This window comes from Rhodococcus sp. WY5, from assembly GCF_018588185.1.
GTDB lineage: Bacteria > Actinomycetota > Actinomycetes > Mycobacteriales > Mycobacteriaceae > Rhodococcus_F > Rhodococcus_F qingshengii.
This window is the reverse complement of the sequence record NZ_JAAMPR010000001.1, coordinates 2,358,983-2,381,684: the sequence shown is the minus strand read 5'-3', so window position 1 is coordinate 2,381,684 and position 22,702 is coordinate 2,358,983. Positions and strand designations below refer to the sequence as shown.

Annotated in this window: 24 protein-coding genes; 13 read left to right on the top strand and 11 right to left on the bottom strand. The window is 61.0% G+C overall.

The annotated features are described in order from the left end of the window. Nucleotides 1-82: 82 nt before the first annotated feature. Nucleotides 83-1,387, bottom strand: a complete 1,305-nt coding sequence (locus tag G4D79_RS11100; protein ID WP_099697837.1) for an HNH endonuclease signature motif containing protein — start codon at nt 1,385-1,387, stop codon at nt 83-85. A gap of 158 nt (nt 1,388-1,545) precedes the next feature. Between G4D79_RS11100 and G4D79_RS11095 the strand changes: the two genes are divergently transcribed. The 4 genes from G4D79_RS11095 (at nt 1,546) to G4D79_RS11080 (ending at nt 4,206) form a co-directional block, all read left to right on the top strand. Further along, a complete protein-coding gene (locus tag G4D79_RS11095) occupies nt 1,546-2,049 on the top strand; it encodes a MarR family winged helix-turn-helix transcriptional regulator (protein WP_099697838.1) in 504 nt (167 codons plus the stop codon). 11 nt (nt 2,050-2,060) lie between these two features. Further along, the gene (locus tag G4D79_RS11090) at nt 2,061-3,119 is read left to right on the top strand and encodes an LLM class flavin-dependent oxidoreductase (protein WP_099697839.1); all 1,059 of its coding nucleotides are present in this window, start codon (nt 2,061-2,063) and stop codon (nt 3,117-3,119) included. An 8-nt stretch (nt 3,120-3,127) separates the two neighbouring features. After that, nucleotides 3,128-3,694 carry an FMN reductase gene (gene msuE, locus G4D79_RS11085; protein WP_007731485.1) on the top strand — a complete coding sequence of 189 codons (567 nt, stop codon included), beginning with the start codon at nt 3,128-3,130 and terminating at the stop codon, nt 3,692-3,694. A 179-nt stretch (nt 3,695-3,873) separates the two neighbouring features. Beyond that, nucleotides 3,874-4,206 carry a CD225/dispanin family protein gene (locus G4D79_RS11080; RefSeq protein ID WP_007731480.1) on the top strand — a complete coding sequence of 111 codons (333 nt, stop codon included), beginning with the start codon at nt 3,874-3,876 and terminating at the stop codon, nt 4,204-4,206. Nucleotides 4,207-4,239: 33 nt separating this feature from the next. Here G4D79_RS11080 and G4D79_RS11075 read toward each other — a convergent pair whose 3' ends face one another. Beyond that, the gene (locus G4D79_RS11075; RefSeq protein WP_099697841.1) at nt 4,240-5,394 is read right to left on the bottom strand and encodes a lipase family protein; all 1,155 of its coding nucleotides are present in this window, start codon (nt 5,392-5,394) and stop codon (nt 4,240-4,242) included. Between the two features lie 38 nt (nt 5,395-5,432). On the opposite strand from G4D79_RS11075, the gene G4D79_RS11070 reads away from it, so the two are divergent. Further along, nucleotides 5,433-5,891, top strand: a complete 459-nt coding sequence (locus tag G4D79_RS11070; RefSeq protein ID WP_042452701.1) for a DUF5990 family protein — start codon at nt 5,433-5,435, stop codon at nt 5,889-5,891. 76 nt (nt 5,892-5,967) lie between these two features. Beyond that, entirely contained in the window at nt 5,968-7,449 is a 1,482-nt protein-coding gene (locus G4D79_RS11065) for an NAD(P)/FAD-dependent oxidoreductase (protein ID WP_099697842.1), read from the top strand. A gap of 523 nt (nt 7,450-7,972) precedes the next feature. Here G4D79_RS11065 and G4D79_RS11055 read toward each other — a convergent pair. Both G4D79_RS11055 and G4D79_RS11050 read right to left on the bottom strand, forming a co-directional pair. Continuing rightward, complete coding sequence (locus G4D79_RS11055) at nt 7,973-8,743, bottom strand: ABC transporter permease (RefSeq protein WP_042452705.1); 771 nt, start codon at nt 8,741-8,743, stop codon at nt 7,973-7,975. A 50-nt stretch (nt 8,744-8,793) separates the two neighbouring features. Further along, complete coding sequence (locus tag G4D79_RS11050) at nt 8,794-9,231, bottom strand: GtrA family protein (RefSeq protein ID WP_020908979.1); 438 nt, start codon at nt 9,229-9,231, stop codon at nt 8,794-8,796. A 141-nt stretch (nt 9,232-9,372) separates the two neighbouring features. Here G4D79_RS11050 and G4D79_RS11045 point away from each other — a divergent pair, with 141 nt between their 5' ends. After that, nucleotides 9,373-10,080: a TetR/AcrR family transcriptional regulator gene (locus G4D79_RS11045; protein ID WP_007731468.1), complete on the top strand. Its 708-nt coding sequence runs from the start codon at nt 9,373-9,375 to the stop codon at nt 10,078-10,080. 49 nt (nt 10,081-10,129) lie between these two features. On the opposite strand, the gene G4D79_RS11040 is transcribed toward G4D79_RS11045, so the two are convergent. Continuing rightward, complete coding sequence (locus G4D79_RS11040; protein ID WP_003940566.1) at nt 10,130-11,626, bottom strand: MFS transporter; 1,497 nt, start codon at nt 11,624-11,626, stop codon at nt 10,130-10,132. Nucleotides 11,627-11,725: 99 nt separating this feature from the next. On the opposite strand from G4D79_RS11040, the gene G4D79_RS11035 reads away from it, so the two are divergent. Continuing rightward, on the top strand, nt 11,726-12,385 hold the full coding sequence (locus tag G4D79_RS11035) for a TetR/AcrR family transcriptional regulator (RefSeq protein WP_080712681.1): 660 nt from the start codon (nt 11,726-11,728) through the stop codon (nt 12,383-12,385). Between the two features lie 9 nt (nt 12,386-12,394). Here the strand turns inward: G4D79_RS11035 and G4D79_RS11030 are convergent, their stop codons facing one another. The 3 genes from G4D79_RS11030 to G4D79_RS11020 all read right to left on the bottom strand — a co-directional run bounded on the left by G4D79_RS11030 (nt 12,395) and on the right by G4D79_RS11020 (nt 14,285). Next, nucleotides 12,395-12,598: a PspC domain-containing protein gene (locus G4D79_RS11030; protein ID WP_003939828.1), complete on the bottom strand. Its 204-nt coding sequence runs from the start codon at nt 12,596-12,598 to the stop codon at nt 12,395-12,397. Between the two features lie 190 nt (nt 12,599-12,788). Next, on the bottom strand, nt 12,789-13,637 hold the full coding sequence (locus tag G4D79_RS11025) for an alpha/beta fold hydrolase (protein WP_020970664.1): 849 nt from the start codon (nt 13,635-13,637) through the stop codon (nt 12,789-12,791). 294 nt (nt 13,638-13,931) lie between these two features. Next, a complete protein-coding gene (locus tag G4D79_RS11020; protein WP_007731459.1) occupies nt 13,932-14,285 on the bottom strand; it encodes a helix-turn-helix domain-containing protein in 354 nt (117 codons plus the stop codon). Between the two features lie 109 nt (nt 14,286-14,394). On the opposite strand from G4D79_RS11020, the gene G4D79_RS11015 reads away from it, so the two are divergent. The 5 genes from G4D79_RS11015 (at nt 14,395) to G4D79_RS10995 (ending at nt 18,984) form a co-directional block, all read left to right on the top strand. Then, nucleotides 14,395-15,015, top strand: coding sequence for a malonic semialdehyde reductase (locus G4D79_RS11015; RefSeq protein ID WP_007731458.1), 621 nt, complete (start codon nt 14,395-14,397; stop codon nt 15,013-15,015). Between the two features lie 300 nt (nt 15,016-15,315). Continuing rightward, nucleotides 15,316-15,963 (top strand): ABC transporter permease, encoded by a 648-nt coding sequence (locus G4D79_RS11010; protein ID WP_019745160.1) that lies wholly within the window; start codon nt 15,316-15,318, stop codon nt 15,961-15,963. Then, a complete protein-coding gene (locus tag G4D79_RS11005; RefSeq protein ID WP_007731456.1) occupies nt 15,960-17,171 on the top strand; it encodes an ATP-binding cassette domain-containing protein in 1,212 nt (403 codons plus the stop codon). The genes G4D79_RS11010 and G4D79_RS11005 overlap by 4 nt, the downstream gene beginning before the upstream one ends. A 2-nt stretch (nt 17,172-17,173) precedes the next feature. Then, complete coding sequence (locus tag G4D79_RS11000) at nt 17,174-17,992, top strand: ABC transporter permease (RefSeq protein ID WP_003939758.1); 819 nt, start codon at nt 17,174-17,176, stop codon at nt 17,990-17,992. Beyond that, on the top strand, nt 17,989-18,984 hold the full coding sequence (locus tag G4D79_RS10995; RefSeq protein WP_003939988.1) for a glycine betaine ABC transporter substrate-binding protein: 996 nt from the start codon (nt 17,989-17,991) through the stop codon (nt 18,982-18,984). The genes G4D79_RS11000 and G4D79_RS10995 overlap by 4 nt, the downstream gene beginning before the upstream one ends. A gap of 27 nt (nt 18,985-19,011) precedes the next feature. On the opposite strand, the gene G4D79_RS10990 is transcribed toward G4D79_RS10995, so the two are convergent. The 3 genes from G4D79_RS10990 to G4D79_RS10980 form a co-directional block, all read right to left on the bottom strand. Next, the gene (locus G4D79_RS10990; RefSeq protein WP_030535206.1) at nt 19,012-19,788 is read right to left on the bottom strand and encodes a trans-aconitate 2-methyltransferase; all 777 of its coding nucleotides are present in this window, start codon (nt 19,786-19,788) and stop codon (nt 19,012-19,014) included. 75 nt (nt 19,789-19,863) lie between these two features. Beyond that, nucleotides 19,864-20,901, bottom strand: a complete 1,038-nt coding sequence (locus tag G4D79_RS10985; protein ID WP_180279586.1) for a phosphatidylinositol-specific phospholipase C domain-containing protein — start codon at nt 20,899-20,901, stop codon at nt 19,864-19,866. 67 nt (nt 20,902-20,968) lie between these two features. Next, nucleotides 20,969-22,663 (bottom strand): class I adenylate-forming enzyme family protein, encoded by a 1,695-nt coding sequence (locus G4D79_RS10980; protein WP_065455242.1) that lies wholly within the window; start codon nt 22,661-22,663, stop codon nt 20,969-20,971. Between the last annotated feature and the right edge of the window lie 39 nt (nt 22,664-22,702).

The following is a 22,702-nucleotide window of genomic DNA, read 5'->3' as shown; positions in this document are numbered from 1 at the left end:
CGGCCGGTTGGCACCGCATCGGAGGATCCCTTCGATGCGGTGCTCGGTCCGTGTTCTGTTGTCGCCAAAGAGGTTTGACCTCTCAGGTTTTGAAGGTGGTGTTCGCCGGCCTGGGTTGCTGTCCGGGGTCGATCGAGGGCGGCGGGATGAACCAGGGTTTGTTGTCGACACCGATCCGGATTTCCCATTTCCCGACGAACCCTGATTTTCGGTGCATCAGCCGGTGGTGTGAACGGCACAGCAGGACCAGGTTGTTCATCACCGTCGGGCCACCGTTCGCCCAGTGCTTAATGTGGTGCGCATCGGTCCAGGCGGGTACGCACGTGCAGCCGGGGAAGGCGCAGCCTTTGTCCCGGGCGATCAACGCCACTCGCTGTTCGGCGGTGACCAATCGTTTTCCTGGTTGCGCATCCAAGGGCGCGCCGTGATCGTCGAGCAGAACGGTCGACAGGAAACAATCACACCCGAGAAGCCTGGTCTGCGATACGGACAGTGGTCCGAGCCAGGGCATGTGCCCGACATCAAGATCCGACACAGCCATTCCGTCATCAGCAGTGGAGGGTGTTGCGGCGCAGTCCCGATGCTCCGCGAGATCCCGAGCATTGATGTGCACATTCACGTGCGGACGCTGACCACCATCGGTTCCGGTCTTAGCGCAATCGAGATACCGGCGGATTAGTTCCGTGAACCCGTCCGCCGTCCGTTTCGCCGCCGACCGAGAATCCGGCGTCCCATCCGGTGCCGGGGTGGGCATCGTCAGATTCGACAACGCCGACAACAACATTTCACCGGTGAGGGCATCGAAATCCCCACGCACCACCACCCGACCGTTCAACGTCGACGCGATCCGCAACTCATTCCGATCCACATCCTCGGCGGGCGGAATCTCATCCGATTCGAAAATGCGCTCTAACGTCGCGATCACGTTCCGCACTTTCGTGGTTGTCGCTTCCACTCCGGACGCGGCAGCCAACAACAAATCGATACAGCGAGGGAGCGCTTCCTCCGGCATGCCCTTCGGTGGTGACTCACAGAACGCCACGATCAACACGGCATGATCGAACGAGCAATCCCCGCCATCAAACCGAGCAGCCACCGCCGGAAACGGCCGCAACGCCGCACCCAACGCGGCGATCTTCTTCCCGTCCCGAACCTGCAGCATCGTGTTGCCCGCCAACCACGCACCCACCCCGCGGCTGGCAATCACCTGATCATCCGGCCGCATCGACAACTCGTCCACCACCGCCACCCGCACAGCCTCGAGACGAAGAATCTCCGCACTCGCGTCGATAGCAGCAGCACGCAACTCAGAAGCCGTCAACTGCCACAGGCGTCCGCGCAACCCCACCGCAGAACCAGACACCACATCCGACAACAGAACACTCATTGAATCCCCCGATCCCCACCCCCAACAATACTCGAACACGTGTTCGAGTCAATACCTTGCTACCAGCACAAATGAGAGCGGGGAATAGTTCGATCGATCCAGGCGTATTATTTGAGTAAGCAATACTTGCGAGCGCAAATAAATGGAGGCTGTCACCGATGACTACCGACGAACGTCGACGCGGTTCCGTCTGGCGTGACCTAGTGGTCAGCCACAGCGTCATCCTCGGCAAGATGGAGGCGGACCTTCGAACCACCACCGGGCTCACCCTTGGCCAGTACGACGTTCTGCTCCGACTGCACGAAGCGCCGGGAAACACGATCCGAATGGGCGATCTGGCCGAACTGGTCCTGGTCACCACCAGTGGCGTGACGCGCGTCGTCGATCGATTGGTCGAGGCAGGACTGGCAGAGCGCGTTCGCCCGGAAAACGATCGACGCGTCGTGACGGTGTCAATGACGCCTGCGGGCAAGAAGACGCTTCGAAAAGCGTCCGCCATACACACGCGAGGGATCGCCGAATACTTCTCCGATCTCATTGAAACCGAGGAGCTTCCGGTGCTCGAACGCTTCTTCTCCCGACTTGCCACACATCACACGAAACAAGGCGGCGCATGCGATGCGCACGTAGAACAGCTTTCCATCACCCCCACGAACAGATAGCGAGAAACAACATGGCCTTCGAATTGGGCGTCTACCATTTCGGTGAACTCACCCCAGATCCCACCACCGGCGCGATGATGAATCCCGGTGTCCACCTTCGTCATTTGGTGGAGCAGGCAACCGTTGCCGATCAGGTTGGACTCGATGTCTTCGGCGTCGGCGAGCACCATCGCACCGACTTCGCAGTCTCAGCCCCTGCCGTTGTGCTCGCGGCAATGGCTCAGGCTACCGACAACATCAAGCTGTCCAGCGCCGTAACCGTACTCAGTTCCGACGATCCCGTACGTGTGTTCCAACAGTTCGCGACAGTCGACCTGCTTTCCGAAGGCCGTGCCGAGATCATTGCCGGCCGAGGTTCGTACACGGAGTCATTTCCGCTCTTCGGGTACGACTTGTCCCAGTACAACGAACTCTTCGCCGAAAAGCTTGATCTACTACTGAAACTGCGCGACGAAAACCCGATCAACTGGGAAGGACAACTTCGCCCACCACTGATCGACGGTGACGTGACGCCCCGCCCGGACCGTCAGATTCCGGTGTGGATCGCAGTCGGAGGTACTCCGGCCTCTGTCGTCCGTGCCGCGAAACTGGGCCTGCCCCTCTCACTGGCCATCATCGGTGGAAGCTACCAACAGTTCGAACCGTTCGTCGATCTATACCGCAGGGCTGCAGCGGAGTTCGGACACGATCCGAAGAAACTGGCTGTCTCGATTGCTTCGCCAGGATTTGTCGATACCTCGAAGCAAACAGCACTCGACACGTCGTACCCGTACTTCCAGGCCGGGTGGATGCAGAATCATCATCAGCGCGGAAACGGAGTTCCCATGCCCCGCAGGGCATATGAAGCGCAGGCAACCACCGCGGGTGCGTTCTTCCTCGGCGGCCCGCAGGAAATCATCGACAAGACGATGGCGCAGTACGAACTGTTCCATCATGACCGCATCATGATCCAGATGGGGTTCGGCAACGTGCCACAGAAGGACATGCTGCGTGCGATCGAGATCCTCGGCACCGAAGTAGCCCCCATTGTGCGTAAGGAAATCGAATCACTGAAGTCGTCCCAAGAATAGGAGTTTCGATGAGCACACCGCTCAAAATTGTTGCCGTTGTCGGCAATCTCCAAAAACCCTCCAAGACTCGTGCCCTCGTCGACCTGATCGTCGAAACCTTGGGAGACTTCGAGCAGATCGACACACGAGTTTTCGAGATCGTGGATCTGATTCCAGGTCTTGCATCTGCTCTGGATCGCGATCACGTCGACTCAGTGACCGCCGAAGCGCTGGCAGCAGTCGAGTCCGCCGATATCGTCATCGCGGCGTCACCGGTGTTCCGCGGTTCGTACACGGGAATGTTCAAGCATTTTTTCGATCTCGTCGACCAGTACGCGCTTGCCAACACTCCGGTGATTCTTGCCGCTACAGGTGGTAGCGACCGCCATGCTCTCGTGTTGGATCATGCCCTGCGGCCACTGTTCGCTTTCTTCCAAGCGCTGACCGCTCCGGTCGGAATCTATCTCAGCTCAGGTGATTTCGACGGAACGACCATCCTCAATCCCGAGGTATTCGAACGTATCGAGATGGCAGCAAAGGACGTCCTGCCGGTAGCGAGGATGCTCGCGGAGCGGCATCGAGTTGCGCTGACGTGAACGCCCCTCGTCTGCACAACAATGACCCGGAACCACCACCAGCGGTCACGACTGGCAATGCGGCTGATCCAGCACACTTACGCCGCTGATCCACATCGCATCACCGAACACCGTTTTTCAGTGATTCTTCAGCTCCATCGCAGTAGCGTCGAAAGGGCCACCTCATGTCAGGAGCCCCCATGACCACCCCGGATCAACCCACTGTCCAGCAATCCGTTCCTCAGCACCCGATTCGACCACCCGTCAATGCGGGCTGGGCAGTGGTCTCGCTGCTGTTCTTCTGGCCGCTTTCCTTCTCCGCTTTCACGCACGCCTTCAACGTGTATCCGCTGTGGGCTGACGGCGATGTGGCCGGGTCGCGGTATGCGTCCGATCGAGTGAAACGGCTCGGTCAGATCTCGCTGTGGATCGCAGGCGGCCTACTACTCCTGGTCTGCATCCTGTACGCGATTGCGGCAATCGTGTGGTTCGCCAACGGTGGCCACGATTACGGTCCGCGGCGTATGCGCTGAACAGCCACCCTGGACAACCACACCACCAGAACATCACCTCATCAATCGATCGATGAACTCCATGGTCTGGTCCATCGAAGCGACCGTCGTTTGACCGTGGCTGATTCCGGCGAGTTCTTGATACTCGAACTGCGTTCCCCGCGAACGCATGTCGACCAGTTGCGCCCAGGTAAGGGCGACAGGAACCGTTGTGTCCGACACGCTCTGCACCACGCGCTGTGGACGGTCGTAGCCGTCGACCGGCACCTGCATCATCTCGCGGAACAGGTCGTACATGCGCGGCGTCCATACTGACCGAGAAAACAACGAGCTCAACTGGATTCGTTCGGCTCGAATGTGTCGGCCGAGATCTCCGGCGCACAGTGTCCGAGCCTTTTCCATCCACTCGATCCCCTGCGGCGAGAGAACCTCGCGAATGTTCTCTTCGGGTCGTTGATCGTCGATCCCAGCCAGGACGTACAGCGCATATCCCACCAGCCCGGTGATACCGATGTCGGGAAACAGCGGACCGCCCAACGGAAACAGCCCTTCCATGTGTGTGGGGCCTGCGACGACAACCGAGCCACGGAAATCCAATTCCGGTGCACGAGTGGTGGCATCGTGTCCCGCGAAGTACGCCGCATGACCACCTTCGGACAAACCCGCGACCATCCACCGCGGACTCAGCACATTGCCGTACAACTCGTGCGCGGCCCGCACGATGTCGACGGCATTCGCCCCGGCGGCATGTCCGTCGAGATAGGCCAGCACCCCGTCGGTACCAACTCCCGAGTAGTCGGTAGCGACCACCGCGTACCCCTGCTCCAACCAGCGTTCGATCGGTTCGATCTCGCCCGGACCGAATCCGGTCGACGAGGGTGCACACTGATCCGCACTGCCCAAAGTTCCGTGGGCATAGGAGATGACGGGCCAACCGCCCGCCGGTGGGGCGCCTTCCGGCAGAAACACGGACCCTGACGACTCTCCCCATCTGTCAGCGGTACGCAGAGTTCGATAGACGACCCGCTGCGTCTCACCGGCGCCGACCGGAAACACTGCGGCCGAGAGTTCGCCATAGGACTCCAGCGCGCCCGCGACTTCCGGTTCGTCCGCCGTCGCCACTGCAACACCTGACCCCCACCCGAGACCCGACAACAGAATGCTCGCCACCACGGCCGCAACAGAGGTTCTACCCGAACGACTCACCACGCCAACCCCTCCCGACCTATGCAGAGCATGATGTCGATATGCAGATCATCATCACCGGTCACAGCCTGCCCGGACGTGAGTGTTCCGAAACCGCAACCTTCGAAGAGCGCAGCAACATCCACGTCGGCGTTCAGCGCCGAGGCAAGCCACACGAAATCCTCGACCTCGTACCGGGAGATACCGAGACAGTGCGATGGGAACTGACAGCGAGTCTGGAGCGAAAGTCCGGTGCCTGGGACTTACTCGGTCCATACATCCAGGGTCCACCTCGCGGACGCTTCATCTACCTGTCCTGGGTGACGGTATCCGATGACCAGACGTTCGAGATGTTTCGGCGCGCAAAGCTGATGCTCGACGCGATCCCCGAGCACATCGCCGAGGAGGCCGACGCTTCCGGCATGCTCCACGGAGACCTCGGCCTCACCGACGCCGCAGGTAAACCACTGTGTGCGGCTATCCGACCGCCGACGATCACATGGTCATCCTCGCCTTACTGAGCATCGTTCAGTAGTGTGTAGATCGAACACTTAGCCTGCCCGGTGGCCCCACACGATCGATACGGAGTCCGAACTGATGAGCACCGAACACCTCGATGTCCTGATCGTCGGCGCCGGCTTGTCCGGCATCGGTGCTGCGTATCGACTCCAGACCGAGCTTCCCGGCAAGTCGTACGCAATCCTCGAGGCCCGCGCGAACAGTGGCGGAACCTGGGACCTCTTCAAATACCCTGGCATCCGGTCGGATTCCGACATGTTCACGCTCGGCTACCCGTTTCGGCCGTGGACAGATGCCAAAGCAATCGCCGACGGTGATTCGATCCTCCGGTACGTGCGCGACACCGCGCGAGAGAACGGGATCGACAAGAAGATTCGGTACAACCGGAAGGTGACGACCGCATCATGGTCGTCAGCTGACTCGACGTGGAGGGTCACTGTCACGACCGGTGACGAAGATGAAACCCTGACCTGCAACTTCCTCTATCTGTGCAGTGGTTACTACAGCTACGAAGGCGGATACACCCCCGACTTCCCTGGACGTGAATCATTCAGCGGCGACGTAGTGCACCCGCAGTTCTGGCCCGAGGATCTCGATTACTCCGACAAGAAGATCGTTGTGATCGGAAGCGGCGCCACCGCAGTCACATTGGTCCCCACGATGTCGCGCGACGCAAGCCACGTCACGATGCTCCAGCGATCACCGACATACATTCTGGCTCTGCCGTCCAGCGACAAATTATCGGACACCATCCGCGCAGTATTGCCGAATCAACTCGCGCACAGCATCGCTCGATGGAAGAGCATCGTAGTGAACCTGAGTTTCTATCAACTGTGCCGGCGCAGTCCAGCGCGCGCAAAGCGGTTGCTGAACCTCGCGATCAGTCGCCAACTCCCGGAAGAGATCCCACTCGATCCTCACTTCACACCCACCTACGATCCCTGGGATCAACGCTTGTGCGTCGTACCGGACGGCGATTTGTTCAAAGCCCTCCGATCGGGCAAGGCCTCGATCGAGACCGATCGCATCGACACTTTCACCGAGACTGGAATTCGTCTCGCGTCAGGTCGCGAACTCGAAGCTGACATCATCGTCACTGCAACAGGATTGAAGATGGAAGCGTGCGGCGGGATGTCGATCGAAGTGGACGGCGAACCCGTCACCCTCGGTGATCGTTACGTCTACAAGGGCATGATGATCAGCGACGTACCGAACTTCGCGATGTGCGTCGGCTACACCAACGCCTCGTGGACTCTGCGAGCAGATCTCACGTCGATGTACGTCTGCCGACTGCTGACGGAGATGGACAAGCGCGGCTATTCGAAGTGTGCGCCGCACGCGAGCGAAGAGATGGACCAGCGGCCGATCCTGGACCTGGCGTCGGGGTACGTCATGCGTGCTGTGGAACAGTTCCCGAAGCAGGGATCGAAGTCACCGTGGAACATGCGTCAGAACTACATCCTTGATCGTCTTCACTCGACGTTCGGGAGCATCAACGACCACATGACGTTCTCGAAGGCGCCAGCTCGACATTCGACACCGGTACCGAGCAAGAGTTGAGCGGACCACGAACAACCAGGTAGAGCAATCGGGCGAAGCCACCAATCGATCCGACGACAAAGAACACACCCGAACCTGCGACTACTGCACAGAGCGCACCGAGAACGATGATCGCCGACGCCTCTACCATTCGACCGGCGGACTCCGATCCGAGAACGTGTATTTCATCAACTCCTTCGTCCATAAAACTATTTTCAGCCAACCGTCCAGCCGGTTTGTAGGGACTTTAGTCGCGAGTCGGATCAAAATGGACTCATAATTGCAGGTCAAGCGTTCAGTTGGCCATTCCGGCCGGATGATCTCCAGTCCGTTCCGTTGTGATGGTCGGCAACAGAGTGCTGGTCGAATAAATGGACGATTCACGAATCGACACGGTCGTATCAAATCTCCGCGCCTCTCCACCCACTCTTACGCAGGGTGTGGCCCAGCAGCGTGACCACCAGTGAAAACATCGGCAGGGCAATGATCACCCTCGCGGCAAACACCCCCGATCTTCCCGGCCGCGTCCTTCGCAGCGACAAGATCAACGAACTCGCGCAGGCCTGACAGCTTGACCTCGAAAGACGAAACCGCGGGCGACGAGTTCCAACGCCACGGCCACCGAGCAGGTTTGTGCCAACAACAACCCTGCCAATACAAGAATTTGCACAGCACCGGCCTGAACGGCCGATCCCGTCGCGAGCAACACACCGACAAAGGCTCCGGGCAATGTCACGAGGCCGACGGTGCGCGTCTGGTCGACTCCAGGCAGCAGAGCATCGGAGGCAGCGGTGCGGGCTACCTCCCACCGCGCATCGCGTTGGGAAAATCCAAGGCTCAGTGCTGCTTCCACTTCCCCGTACCGGTCGTCGACGGCGTCGAGTCCGCGTTTGGCTGCCATCGATGTTGCAGTCATCGCGCCACCCAGAACAATGCCGCCGATCGGCACTAGAGCGACGCCTTGCAGCGGAACCACTCCGGACAACAGCATCAGTGGCAGAACCACACCGATTCCCGACGCCAACGCGATGGTCAGCCAAACTCCGGACGTCCCCGCGTTCGAGCGTCGTGCCGCGGTGAAAGACGCTGCAACGAACATGCCGACGAGCACGAGGAGCGCCGACCAGATGTGGGCCAAGGCGGCGGCAAGGATCAACGAAATCGCGGCCAACTGAAGAGCGCCACGAGCGAGGGCACCGGGGACCACCCGAACGCTACCGAGATAGGTGAATCGGTAGACGAGCGTGGCGACAAGTGCCATGACGATGCAGAGCACAGCCAGACGGATGCCGGAGTCGGCTATCGAAAGGCTCATGGGTCTCAGTGTTCCCTACGAGCCGAGTCCGATCCGAATTCCAGAACCGCTCAGAACACCCAACCGCGAAGGGCGACGAATCGCAGGCCACCGACAATTCCGCTCACGGCGATCACAAGCCCGGCTTGAAGAAGCCCGTCGGCGCCCGGGAGAAGGAAGCCGAGCGCACTGATGGCGGCAGAACTGGCGATCAACCCGACCAGTGCGAGTCCACCACCTTCCCACTGCGCGGTGAACCAGTTGACGCGATCCGCGGCATGGAAGGTGAGCCGGCGATGCAGCTCATTGGCCAGAATGGTGCTCAAGACCGCACCAACTGCGTTGGCGACCAGCGCTCCGTCACCGCGCAGCGCCAGAAAAGCGGCAAAGTACAAGATGTTGCTGGCTCCGCCGACGAGGGCAAAACGAACGAGCTGAGCAAAGGCACCGTCGCCGGCAAGGGCGCGAAGCCTCGTTGCCGCGAAACCTGCACTCCGCGTACCCACCATCGAGATCGGATTGCTCCCGACCCAGATGTCAGACGTGCTCATATCGGCTTCTCTCATACGGACAATCGGAACCACACGTTCCGCTTAGTAATATAGCACTAACGGAATCGATCATTCCGCTTAGTGCCGTAGACTGTGAGGATGCCGACAACACACCCCGACGCTTCTCATGCGGGGACCTCGGCCGACTGCTCACAGCCGCGCCTTCGGTCCGACGCCAAGGCCAACCTCGAGCGCATCCTCAACTCCGCTCGCGAGGTGTTCGCTGCCCAAGGACTCGACGCCACGCTGGCAGACGTCGCGAAGCACGCCGGCGTCGGCGTCGGCACCGTCTATCGCCGCTTCGCCAGCAAGGACGAACTGATCCAGGCACTGTTCGACACGCGGTGTTCCGAGATCGAAACGATCGCCGCCACCGCCCGAGAGATGCCCGACGCCTGGGAAGGTCTTGTCTACTTTCTCGACGTGATCTCTCTGCGCATGGCAGACAACCGCGGATTCGGCGATCTCCTGATGGACGGACGCTTCACGTCCGACACCTTCGCTCGCGCGCGCGCCGGGATCGCTCGACACACTGCGGTACTTGTCAATCGCGCCAAGGAACAGGGCACCCTGCGCAGCGACTTCGAAGTCAACGACATTCCACTTCTCATGCAGGTCGTCAAGATGGCCCAGAAGTTCGGTGGCGACGAGGCCCCTCAGGCTTACCGCCGCGCACTCGGGTTCATGATCGACGGACTCTGCGCGTCCCGCACCGACCATCGGGAACTGCCCGTGCCGGCGCTGTCCTCCGAGCAACTCGATCACGTCCTTCATCGGTTTCAGGCAACGCCCGGGAAGAACTGCTGAGTCGATTTCGGGGTCGACGCCATTGCGGCGTCGACCCCGAAAATTGCTGTCAGTGGGCGATTACCGGTTCACCTTCCGGCGAATCCGGAAGCAGTCCACTCCGAAGAACCAGTCCGGTCAAGACCGCACCGACCGCGAATATGCCTGCGGCCCAATAGAACGTCGTGGTGTAACTCTCGACGGCGGCCTGCGCCTGAGTCAGCGGATTCATCTCGCGGCCCACCAGGTAGTTGGTGGAAGCCGAGGCGGCAATCGTGCTGAGCAGTGCAGTTCCGATCGAGCCGCCCACCTGCTGCATCGTGTTGACCGTGGCAGATGCGACGCCGGCATCTTCGTGATGCACGCCTGAAGTTGCTCCCTGCATCGACGGGGCGAAAATGCTGCCCATGCCGAGTCCGGTGACGACGAGCCCCGGCAGAATGTGGACTGCATAGGTGCTGTCCACCGAGATCTGGGCCAGCAGAGTCATTCCGATCGCCGCGATGACCATTCCGCTCACGATCAGCACTCGCGGACCGACGCGCGGCAGCAAAACCGCTGTCGAAAGCGTTGCCGCTGTCACGATTCCGAACACCATCGGCATGAATGCGAGGCCGGTCATGATCGGGCTGTACCCGAGGATCAGCTGCATGTAGTACGTCAGGAACAGGAAGACTGCGAACATGCCTGCGCCGGAAAGGAAGATCGCCAGGTACGAGCCCGCCCGGATTCGGTCGAGGACCACCCGCAGCGGAAGAAGTGGGTGCTCGGACTTGGTCTGCCAGTAGATGAACGCCGCCATGAACACGACGCCGGCAACGAGCCACGAGATAGTGGGAGTTGCACTCCACCCGTCCGACTCGGCCTTCGAGAATCCGAAGACGATGCTGAACAAGCTGATCGACACCAGGATCGTTCCGGGGATGTCGAGCTTGGGTCGCGAGTCACTGGTGTGCGGCGCGAGCAACAGGACTGCTCCGACCAGAGCGATCGCCGCGAAGAAGAGATTCACGAAGAGGCACCAGCGCCAGTCGACCCACTCGGTGAGTGCGCCGCCGAGCAGCAGTCCGATGGCGCCACCACCACCGGCAACGGCACCGAAGATACCGAACGCCTTGGCACGCTCACCTGGATCCGTGAATGTCACGGACAGCAGCGACAGGGCTGCCGGGGCAAGGAGCGCACCGAATACGCCTTGGCCGGCACGAGCGGCAACAAGCATTTCGAAGTTGACGGCTGCGCCACCGATGGCGGAAGCGACTGCGAAGCCGATCAGGCCGACGATGAAAGTTCGCCTGCGCCCGAACAAGTCGCTCAATCGACCGCCGAGTAGCAGCAAACTGCCGAACGCCAATGCGTATGCCGTGATGATCCACTGGCGGTCCGAATCACCGAACTCCAGTGAGCGCTGCGCAGCAGGCAGCGCGATGTTGACGATGGTGGCATCCAAGACCACCATCAGCTGCGCAATTCCCAGAACCGCGAGAACCAGCCACCGCTTTGCGTGGTTGTCCCCTGAAGGCGCTGAGGACTGCTCGAATTCAGTCCGTTCAGCAATGTCTGACATAGTCCCTCGCCCAACCTATGCGGAGATGGCTTCTCCGGTTAGCAAAAACGCTACACGAAAACGGAGAGGCTGTCTCCACTTGGCGGGTAGAGTGGGGACATGAGTACCGCAATGGAGCGCCCCCTTCGCGCCGATGCTGCACGTAATCGGCAGTTGATCATCGACGCCGCACGTGAATTGTTCGCCGAAGAAGGGATCGACGTCACACTCGACGACGTCGCCCGGCGCGCGGGGGTCGGCGTCGGAACGGTCTATCGGCGGTTCGCCAGCAAAGAAGAATTGATCGACGGAGTCTTCCAGCAGAACTTCGCCGACATGGCAGCGGCCGCGGACGCGTCACTTGCCAATCCGGATCCGTGGGACGGACTTGTCACCTTTGCCGAATTCGCCTGCAGCCGTATGTCGGTCAACCGCGGACTCAAAGACGTCCTGAACGGAACCGACGAGGGATGCGAGCAAGTCGCATGCCAACGATCCATCATCGAACCGTCGGTCGAGAGGATCTTCTACCGGGCCCAGGAGGCCGGGATGCTGCGCACCGACGCCGTACCGACGGACCTGTTCGGCCTCATCTTCATGGTGGGCGCAGTCACCGAATTTGCTCAGCCCGTCAACCCGACCGTGTGGCGTCGATACCTCTCGGTAATGCTCGACGGCCTACGCACGGAGGGCTTGCACCGTGACGCACTGCCCCTTCCTCCACTGAGTTCGGAGGAATTGCACGAGGCCAAGCAATGCCTGAAAGACCGCCGCCGTTGAGCGGTTCGGTCAGATCTGCTCACGAGGAATGAAAATCCACATCACGATGTAGATCAGAAACTGCGGGCCGGGCAGCAGGCACGAGAGTACGAACAGCAAGCGGACAGTCGACGACTTCCAACCGAAGTACCGAGCGATTCCGGCGCACACCCCACCGAACATTGCTCCCGAGCGGGCGCGGGTGAGCTTGCGGGTATTCATCGGGGAGGTCATGTGTTGTTTCCTTTCAACGGAACTCGCGGTTCATCCGCGTCGACCTCCACTATCCGCTGCCGATCCACCTGTGCGCATCAGGCCATGGACCCATCTTTTCCGACGCGGTGTGTCCTCAGGTACGAGTCCGTCCCCGCGTCGGACTCAGGGTTCTCCCCCACACCCCGGCCTCGGACCTCAGCCTCGCACCTCAGCAGGGAAACATGCGTCGAAGCCGTTTCGGAGCCGCAAAAGGTTGCCAGTTGTCGACGTCCTGCGCCAGACGATCGGCAACGGTCCACAACGCCGACGGGTTGTGGGTCAACCCCATGTGACTGCCTTGCACCGCAATGCTTTCCGACAGGCCTGCCGAGGTTTCACAGCACGCTTGCCATGGAACGATACCGTCGTGCCTGGAGTAGACCGACGTGGCGGGAACAGAAATAGGCGATCCCTGTTCGGATTCGATGCCGTCTACCGGAGGCAGTATCGCGTGATTGCCGGACAAACGAGCGTAGAGAGATCCGACTCTCGTCTGCTCCAGACTGGTGAGACCGAAAGGACTTCCGAGTGTCACTACCTGACGCACCGAATCCGGCAGGTCCCTCGCCAGCTTTCGAGCGTAGATACCGCCCAGACTCCAGCCGATCACCGACACCTTCTGCTCGTATCGATCTGCTACCTCGGCCAATGCGGCAGGCAGTCCGTCGACCACCGTCGCCGTCGGACCGGTGTTCAGACCCAGATTCCAACCGTGAACCCGGTATCCGAGAAAGCTCAAGTATGTCCTCAAGGCGAGAGTCGAAACGTCCGAAGTCAGCAATCCGGGGAGAACGAGGACCGGATGCCCGTCCCCACGCGGCGATCGAAGCAACCACGGAGCCGCGAGAAGCAGTGAAGCGATGTCGACCAGTCCGCGCGTCGGTTCGCTCAGACACATCGCCAAGGATGGTGGCCCCGGAACGAGTGGGTCGACTTCACGAATCAGCGTCGATCGCTGCGCCCAATCGAATTCGGTCTCCGCGAAATCGATCGCCGAGACTTCCGCAACTACGGACACCTGAACTCCTGTCGGCCGGTGCCCTCGTCGGGGCGTGTGGTTGGGCGGTTCCGCGAGCTGTGTGCTCAACCCGCGGAACCTTGTCCTCATCCACCACCGGTAGCGAACCAGGACCCGTTCTGCCCACAGATTCGTGACCAAAGGCCTCTCGACCACACGAACACTGTGTGATCCAGAACACTAGTTTTGGTTACGTTGCATCTACGTTGCGTAGATGTTTCGTCGCTTCCTACGAGATTTCGCCCCACAGAAGCGCGACCCACGCGGTCGCGGCGCCGGCGTCCTAGCGAGCGCTCAGTTCGAGCAACTCTCGGGTGGCAGATTTTCGGCGGCCCACGTTGTCAGTTCACTGAGAGCGGGGAGCAGCGCCTGCCCCGACGCTGTGAGTTCGTACTCCACGGCGATGGGCGGACCTGCATCGACGCTCCTCGTCACCAGGCCTGCCCCTGCCAACTCCGTCAGGCGTTCCGAGAGCACCGAATCACTGATCCCGCCCACCGCGCGCTTGAGTTCGGAGAATCCCGCCGGCCCGTTCAGCAGCGTGCCGAGAATGACGCCGTTCCACCGTTTGCCCAGGAAGCCGAACGCGCGGGCCAGAGCCCCGTCACATGCGCGGGGCTCGTGTCCCGCTTCGCTCTTGCTTGCCACCCCACCATCCTAACCACAGTGCTAACGTATCCGTAGGCACTATTTTTTTACTAGCAACTAGCTTTACCGGGTGATGCTCGGTCGAGCTACCACGGAACGGAAACCCCCGATGTCTCTCGACGCAGCCACCCCATTCACCGCCCAGCAACTCGACGAAGCCGGCCGCGAGCTCCTCTTCACTGCGGCTCGCACCGCCAACTCCTTCTCGAACGAACCTGTGACCGACGACGAACTGACTGCGATCTGGGAGCTCGCGAAGTGGGCACCGACCGCGGCCAACACCAATCCGCTACGTGTGCTGTTCGTCCGTACCGAGGAAGGCAAAGCACGCCTCGTCGAGCACATGGCAGACGGCAACAAAGCCAAGACCGAGGCCGCTCCTGCAGTTGCCGTTCTGGCGGTGGACACCGAGTTCTACAAGCACATCCCCAACCTGTTCCCCATTCGCCCGGAGATGAAGGACTACTTCGAATCCGACGAGGCTGCCGCCAGTTCGACGAGTCGGTTCAATGCCGCACTTCAGGCCGGCTATGTGATCCTCGCGATTCGCGCACAGGGTCTGGTCGCCGGCCCGATGGCCGGGTTCGACGCCGACGGCATCGACGGCGAATTCTTCGCAGACGGACGTTTCAAGACGATCCTCGTGGTGAACATCGGCCATCCCGGTGAGAACCCCTGGTTCGATCGTCTGCCGCGCCTCTCCGATGAGGATGCGCTCAGCTGGGCCTGAGGACAATTCGGACAAATCAAGCAATGCGGGAGAGTTCTGCGGAACTCTCCCGCTTTGCCATCTACAGCGCGTTTCAACTCTGCCCGCAGTGGGTACATACCCGCGTCTCGCAAAATCTCACGTCCAGAACAACATCCGACACGCTGCAATCGGAATTAGTTGCAGTATCTCAGTTTTTGGACGACAGTCGAGGGAAACCCCTCGGCCTACGGAGGCTGCGGGGAAAGCCCTTGTGCGCCGGTCGGTGTCGAGGGAAGACGTTCGAGCGAGCAGAAGTCCGAAGAAAGTGGGTTCGGAAATATGGGCGCCCTATGGGATTTTGTCGTTGCACGACGACAACAATTGATGACCGACTCGTACCTACATGTTTCAGCAGTTATCCAGTCCGTGATCATCGCGACGATTGCCGCCGTGATCATCGGCATTCTCGTCTACCGGAGCCCGGCGGGATCCTCCATCGCTACGGCGTTGGCCAGCACGATCCTGACGGTTCCTTCATTCGCCCTCCTCGGACTGCTCATTCCGATTCTCGGTCTCGGCGTCGCTCCCACGATCACCGCGTTGATCTTGTATGCCCTGCTCCCGATCATTCGGAACACGATCATCGGTCTGGATGCAGTCAACCCGGCGATCACGGACGCAGCCCGCGGTGTCGGAATGAATCGCATGCACGTACTGAGTCGAATCGAGCTACCGATCGCGTGGCCGTCGATCCTCACCGGCATGCGGGTCAGTACACAGATGCTCATGGGCATCCTCGCCATCGCGGCGTACGCCAAAGGTCCTGGTCTGGGAAACCTGATCTTCTCCGGACTCTCGCGTGTCGGTAGCCCGAATGCTGTTCCGCAAGCGCTGGTCGGCACCGTACTGATCGTCATTCTCGCTCTGATTCTCGACGGAATCTACGTCGTCATCGGTCGTCTCACTACTTCGAAGGGGCTGCAATGACTGAAACCATTCCGTCTGACGTATCCACAGATCAGAAGGTATCCGGGGTCGAGATCGTCCTGGAGTCCGTCACCAAGCGGTACCCGGGCCAGAAAGCTGCAGCGGTGGACAATGTTTCGCTGACTGTTCCGGCCGGTGAAATCGTGGTCTTCGTCGGACCTTCGGGTTGCGGCAAGACGACGACGATGCGCATGATCAACCGCCTGATCGAACCTACCTCCGGCAAGATCACCATCGACGGCAAGGACGCGCTGTCGATCGACCCGGACAAGCTCCGCCGTGGCATCGGGTACTCGATCCAGCAGGCAGGCTTGTTCCCGCACTTCACGATTGCGAAGAACGTCGCGACTGTCCCGGGTCTGATCGGTTGGGACAAGAAACGTATCGCAGCGCGCACCGACGAGATGCTCGACCTCGTAGGCCTCGATCCCGATACCTATCGCGACCGCTACCCTCGCCAATTGTCCGGTGGGCAGCAACAGCGTGTGGGCGTGGCGCGGGCGCTGGCTGCCGATCCTCCGGTGCTGTTGATGGACGAACCTTTCGGTGCCGTCGATCCGATCACCCGCGGCCTGCTCCAGGACGAACTGATGCGTCTGCAGTCGGAGTTGGGTAAGACCATCGTCTTCGTCACGCACGATTTCAACGAGGCAGTCAAACTCGGTGACCGTATTGCCGTGCTGGGCAATCAATCCAGCATCATGCAGTACGACACTCCGGAAGCGATTCTCGCCAATCCCGCAAACGACATGGTCGCCGGATTTGTCGGGGCGGACGCCTCGCTCAAGCAGCTGACCCTGACACGCGTGCGCCAGATCAAACTCAAGCAGTGCCTCACCGCCCGCGAAACCGATTCGGTCGATGATTTGAGAACCGCACTCGCAGCGCGTAAGTGGAAGTGGGCCCTGATTCTCGATCAGCGCGGACGGCCGCTTCGCTGGGTCTCGCCCGGCCACCTCGCCCATGCGTCGACTCTTCGAGGTGTCGGTAACGAGATCGGCGAAGCCGTGTCCATCCAGTCCACCCTGCAGGATGCGTTGGAAGCTCTTCTCGCAGAGAGCAATGCGTCCACCGTGGTCACCGGACGGCGTGGCGAGTACGTCGGTCTCATCACCATCGACACACTGGTCAGCCATCTCTCCGAAATGCGCGAGGAGCATGCGCACGACCACGACGAAGAGCCAGACACCGAGAACGTCGAGGGTTGAACATGACTGCCACGACAGAGGAGCGCGTCTCCGCGCCTGAGATGGAACCGGACGCCCCCGATCTGGGTGCGGCCGAGAACGCCGCCACGCGCCGTGCGGAACGGATGCGACTGTATGTGCAGCCGGTCATCGTCCTGATCCTGGTTGCGGGCGTGTTGATCTGGGCATTCAGCCGAGATCTCAACGCGACGCAGAAGGCGAGCATCAACCTCGACAACATCGTCACTCTGACCTGGCAGCACGTACTGATCACCGCCGCCGTGGTCATCATCGTCGTCGCCATCGCGGTTCCACTCGGAACCCTGCTGACCAGGCCGAAATTCACCCGCCTGGCACCGTTCTTCGTGGGAATAGCCAACATCGGAGCCGCAGCGCCTGCCATCGGCCTGCTCGTGCTGTTCTATCTCGCGACAAGAACGACCGGCTTCTGGATCGGCGTGTTTCCCATCGCGTTCTATTCGTTGCTTCCGGTGCTGCGCAACACCATCCTCGGCTACCAGCAAGTGGACAAGACCTTGATCGATGCGGGGCGCGGGCAGGGAATGTCTTCGCTCACGGTCCTACGTCAACTCGAGTTCCCGATGGCCGTCCCGTACATCCTTGCAGGACTGCGTACTTCGCTCGTTCTGGCCGTCGGTACCGCGACGCTGTGCTTCCTGGTCAGTGCCGGCGGACTCGGCATTCTGATCGACACCGGATACAAGCTCCGCGACAACGTCACCCTCGTTGTCGGTGCCGTACTGGCGGTGTCGTTGGCCTTGCTGATCGACTGGCTCGGCGCGCTCGCCGAAACCTATCTCGGGCCCAAGGGATTGCGATGACCAAGACTTCGATCACCAGAACGTGGGGCTGGAAACTCGCGGTTGCCACGATCGGCCTCACACTTGTCGCTTCATGTGGTCTCGAGTCCGGTGGCGCACTGCCCCTGGCCGTCGGCCCCGGCAGCATCGAGCCGGTTCCGGAGCTCGAGGGTGTGAAGATGACCGTCGGCTCCAAGGACTTCACCGAGCAGATCGTGCTCGGGTACGTCATCGAATTCGCGATGGCCGCTGCGGGCGCGGATGTTCGAGACCTCACGAACATCCAGGGCTCGAACAGCACCCGTGACGCACAGTTGAACGGCCAGATCGATCTTGCGTACGAATACACCGGAACCGGCTGGATCAACTACCTCGGCAACGAGACACCGCTTCCCGATTCGCAGGCGCAGTTCGAGGCCGTCCGCGATGCGGACCTTGCTGCGAACGACATGGTGTGGACCGATCCGGCGCCGATGAACAATACGTATGCATTGGCGATGAGCAAGGAGACCGCTGAGAAGACCGGTGTCAAGACCGTTTCCGACTACGCGAAGTTGGTCGAATCCGATCCCGGAGCTGCGGTGACGTGCGTCGAGACCGAGTTCAACGTCCGCCAGGACGGATATCCCGGCCTGGCAGCGAAATACGGTTTCGACGCCTCTCGTGCCCAACGCCAGATCCTGCAGACCGGCATCATCTACCAGGCGACAGCCGATGGCGATCAGTGCAAGTTCGGCGAGGTGTTCACCACCGACGGTCGCATCATCGCACTCGATCTCGTTCTGCTCGACGACGATCTCCAGTTCTTCCCGAAATACAATCCGGCACTGGTGATGAAAAAGGACTTCGCGGAAGCACATCCGCAGGTAGCAGAAGTCATGGCACCGATCTCGGAGCGACTGACCAACGAGGTGATGACCGAGCTCAACCGGCAGGTCGACGTCGACGGCAAGGAGCCGGCGGACGTGGCCCGCGACTGGCTGGTCTCGGAAGGCTTTGTCACGGCGCAGTGATCGGCTGACCGCAACCCAGCCGAGTAGTTACCGTTTGCGTCCGACGCAGAACACTCGCCGGAACGGAAAGAGCGTTCCGGCGGCTGTTGCGGGGTAGGCCTCCCGCAGCAGATCGGAATACTGACGCTCGAACTCCGGAGCGTCAGCTTCGCCGAGAACGTCGAGCACGGGCCGTAACCCCGTCCCCCGTACCCATCCGAGCACCGGGTCGGCACCTGCCAGCACGTGTACGTACGTCGTCTCCCAGGCGTCGACGTCGAATCCGTGTTCTTGGAGACGCTGCGCGTACTGAACTGGACTGTCGACGCCTTCCGGGCCGCGTAGGACGCCACCCAGTCGCTCACTCCATTCCGCTGATTCCGCGAGATCTCGCATGAGCGCATGGGACGGAGCATCGAAGTTACCCGGCACCTGCCACGCCAGCCACGATCCGGATTCCAGGGTGTCCGCCCACTGGTCGATCAGCTCGCGATGGCTCGGAACCCACTGCAATGCAGCGTTACTGACGACCACGTCGTAACCGGTGGCGTCGAAGGACATGATGTCCCCCAACTCGACGGTGACGTTTCCCGGTAGGTCTGTAGGGGCCTGCGCGACCATTTCGGGAGACGAGTCGAATCCGGATACCGAGGCGTCCGGCCATCTTTCCCCGAGCATCGCGGTCAGGGTGCCTGATCCGCAGCCGAGGTCGGCTACCCGCGTCGGGTCTTCGGTGGCCACCCGTGACACCAGGTCCACGAACGGGCGTGACCGCTCACCCGAATAGCGGCCGTAGACTTCGGGATTCCACGTGACAGTGCGCATGAACCCATCCTGCACCCTGTTCCTGAGAATTGCCGCCCGTCAGATCTCGCTCTTCACGATCCGGCCATTCGAAAATCACCGACGCGGCACCACGGTGGACAGTACGTTCGGCAACCTCGACCAGTCCGCGGTGATGTAACTTGCGTGTTGCCCGGCCAACAGGTCGAGACGCTCGCTCGCCTCGGTTTCGGTGGCATGGGTTCCGTCGATCTGCGGAGCGACCTTGTGCGCGTCGGTCATGACGAGCAGGTAGCCGCGATCGTGGTACCAACTCGGATCCACGACTCCGGCGGTGTAGTCGAGAGCGTCGCCGTCGAAAATCACGAACCACGGACGGATCCCCGGGTCGGTATAGCGGTCGAGACGTGGGTCTCCCGGTGATGCACGGTGAACAGCGGGAAAGGCGGCGCCGAGTTCGACGATCCCGGCGGAGGACAGATCTCGCAGGTGCGTCGCATACTGCCGGTCCGTCCACTCCGTATCGAGAGGATTTCCCTCCTCGATCGTTCCCGGTATCAGCTCGAACAGAAATTTCCCGGCCATTTCGGAGGTGCTCGGCCATCCACGGTCGGTGACGGCGGCATCCGGGGTGGAGTAGGAGTCCCCCATCAGATCGGCCGGCGTGAAAACCGCGTCTCCGAGTGTCCCGAGAATCAGGGCGTCGAGATCCGCGGGCCCACGTCCGTACCCGGCAGTGAACCCGTCCTTGATTTCCAACTTGATCATCACCGGCGGGTGCTCGGGATTGGCCTCGTGCCACGCCCGCATATCTGCCAGGCATCCACGGAATCCCTGATCTCGTAGACCGCTTCGCAACCCGGATGCGTCCTGAGCGCCGACGCAGTTGCTCTCGCTCGCCACCGGATTCATGTGCGACACACGCCAGTCCGGACCGCCCACGTTGGTCCACAGGTCCAGCTCGAGCAACGACGCCCCGGAATCCAAAGCGTCGGCGAAGTACGGAAACGTCGCCTTCTCGTAGGAATTGTGGACCCCGACTGACGTGGTCTCGGAAAACGAGCGCACTTGGTTCGTAGTCGTTTCGGCGCCGGCAGAGGGCGCCGAGACGACCGCCACGAACGCACTCATACCGGCTACCAGGATTGCTCGCATGTTCGACACTCTCGCAGAAATCACCCCGCGGCAGGATGGAATCGTCAGAGTTAACTGGACGATCGTCCTAGATTGCGTCGGCGGCGAGACTTTTCCGCAGCTCGTTCTTCTGTATCTTTCCCGTTGCGGTGACGGGTAGCCGCTCGACGAACCTGATCGAACGCACCTTCTGGTACGGGGCCACCTTCGCAGCCACGTAGTCCGTCAATTCCCGTTCCAGCAATTGCAAGTCCGACGCAGATTCGGACGCGAAGTCGCGGTTCAATTGAACGAAGGCCGTCACACGCTCGCCGACCACCGGCACCGTTTCGCCGACGACGGCCGCCTGCGCAACAGCGGGGTGCGAACACAGAATCTCTTCGAGCGGCTGCGGATAGACGTTGTAGCCCTTGTAGATGATCATGTCCTTCGACCGCCCCACCAGGAAAAGGTGCCCCGCCTCGTCCAGTCGCCCCATGTCGCCGGTCGCGAGCCAACCACCGCGGAACTGAACCGCAGTCAGTTCCGGCTGATTCTGGTACCCGTCGGTGATCTGCGGCCCGCGAGCCCAGACCTCACCGACCTCGCCGGGCTCGAGGACCGCCGAATTCTCGTCTCGGATCTCGAGTTCGGTGTCGAAGATCGCGACGCCGACGCTGTCCGGCGGCGTCGCGACAAGACTGTTCAAAGGCGCACCGGTCAGGCCCATCGTCGCTTCGCTCAAGCCGTAGCCCTCTGTGACCCAGGCATTGCCGAAAATCGATTGCAGGCTCCGCAGCGAAGTCGTGTCGAACGGGGCTGCACCGGAATTGATCGCACGCACGGAGGACAAATCGTGCGCTCCGATCTTGCTGCTCGCCAACAACGCGTAGTACATCGCGGGCGAGCCGGTGATGTGCGTGACGCCGAGGCGCTCGATGTCTGCCAACATCCGGTCCGGATCGAAGCGCCCGGTGAAGACAACGGTCGAACCGAGCAGTGTGCTGACGTTCTGTCCGACCAAGCCCAGACCGTGAAAGAGTGGCGCCACTGCGATGTTGACGCCTTCGCCCGGGACCAGCGCATGCGGACCCCGATCCGCGGCCGACTGCATTCGAAGCCCACCGAGTTCGTCGAGTTCGGTGAGTAGCCCGGATCGCCAGGACGCCATCTGGATCACATTCGAAACGAGGTTACGATTCAGTACGCGAACAGCTTTGGAGCGTCCGGTCGTACCACCGGTCAGCTGCAGATGAGCGACGAGTTCCGGATCCACGCGGTACGACGCCAACGGTTGCGCTTGCAGTAAATCGTCGAATGCAAGGACTCGCTCCGGCAGAGCCGTTTCAGTCGCCGGCGCTGAGGGTGTCGTGGATACACACACCACTTCATCGACACACTGTGTATCCGCCGCCAGAACGATGCCGACGGATTCGGGATGCGAGATGACCATCCGCGCCTTCACATCATCCAACTGATCGTGGAGACCGGCGGGCGGGAGAGTCGGATTGACCGGCGCCACAGCAGCACCCGCGCACAGCACCCCGTAGTACGCCACGACATACCACAGGTTGTTCTGCATATGGAGCGCCACGACGTCTCCCGGTTGTACTCCCAGTGCACGCAATCCCCCGGCCGCTCGTCGTGCTTGGTCGTGTAACTCGGCGAAGGTTAGTGCAAGATCGCCGTCTTGCAGCGCAATTCGGTCAGGGTAGGCGCGAGCAGCTCCTGCCAGAACTGCGTCGATCCCCACCGTCGGATAGTCGAGGCATCGAGGCATATCGGTCGGCCAGGCGAGCGTCATGAGTAGAACCTCCAGCTGTTCGGTATGGATGGAATGAAT